The sequence below is a fragment of the Prevotella pectinovora genome (genome assembly GCF_000834015.1).
GTDB lineage: Bacteria > Bacteroidota > Bacteroidia > Bacteroidales > Bacteroidaceae > Prevotella > Prevotella pectinovora.
This window is the reverse complement of sequence record NZ_JXQI01000022.1, coordinates 1-1,210: the sequence shown is the minus strand read 5'-3', so window position 1 is coordinate 1,210 and position 1,210 is coordinate 1. Positions and strand designations below refer to the sequence as shown.

1 protein-coding gene is annotated in these 1,210 nt (G+C 48.5%); it reads right to left on the bottom strand.

Features of this window, described 5'->3' with window-relative positions; translation table 11 throughout:
- Positions 1-1,210, bottom strand: a 1,210-nt coding sequence (locus tag ST42_RS13970) for a hypothetical protein (protein WP_044072197.1), incomplete at both ends; no start/stop codon positions are given.

Genomic DNA, 1,210 nt, shown 5'->3' with positions numbered 1-1,210 from the left:
CTGTGTGAATGTGCCCTGAACCTTCTTGTTGGTTCCAAGCTTCATAGTGAATGAAGTCGTCTTGTCGTTGAAGCAAGATCTGTTAGTAGCAGTGTGAGTCTTCACAACGTATGTCTTGCCGGCCTCGAGAGTGAACAATGGAGAAACGAAATAATCGTTGGCATTGGTGCCCCAGTCTGAGCTAAAGCCAACACATGGGTGGTTCTCACCAACTGGCTGCCAGTTTTCGTCATACTCATCATATCCCCAAGAGTTCCAAGACCATGTAGAGCTTACGTTGTCGCTGCGGTCCATAGCTGTCCAGCCTGCTGCGCCTGTCTCCTCAAGGAATGAAGTCTCGTATGGCAGAGCAACCGGTGTTTCCGGCTCACCCTCTGGTGCTTCTGTAACGCTGAATGAATAGATGCTGATAGCGTCGGTCTCCTGGTTTGGAGTATGGTTGAGAGCACGGAATGCGAAGTAGTAGCTGCCATCCTTGTTGATGTCAACAGTCCATTCTGTCTTAGCCTCTTCGCCTTCCATCTTAGGAAGTTTCTCGCCAACCCAAGTAATAGTCTTGAAATTGTCCTTATCCTTAGAACCTACGAAGTAGTCGAGGATCACGCTTGTAGCGTTGTCGGCACCTGTAGCACCGTCAAACTTGATTACATAAGACTTACCCTCCTTGAGTTCGAATTTTGGAGAGATCAGCCAGTCGCAAGTTGCAGAACCTGCGTCAGGACCCATGAATGCAGATGGTTTACCAGCGAAGTCAGAAGCGTTGAACTCCCATGTCTTGCCAGGAACATCGCTGTTGTCGAGAGTAGACCATGTAGCGAACTTGTCGGCAGAGTCGAATGTGATTTCGTAAGGAAGCTCTGCTGTCACGTCCGGTACTACCTTCTCAGCGATAGAGAAGTCGAAGATGTAACCATAAGCCTTGCTTCCGACAGGGTCAGAGATGTTGTAAGCCACATAGTAGTTGCCAGATTCCTCAACAGTGAACTCGAATACGCTCGGATCACGGTCGTAAACAGTGTTGAGCTCGATATCGCCGATAGACTGTGTGAATGTGCCCTGAACCTTCTTGTTGGTTCCGAGCTTCATAGTGAATGAAGTCGTCTTGTCGTTGAAGCAAGATCTGTTAGTAGCAGTGTGAGTCTTCACAACGTATGTCTTGCCGGCCTCGAGAGTGAACAATGGAGAAACGAAATAATCGTTGGCATTGGTG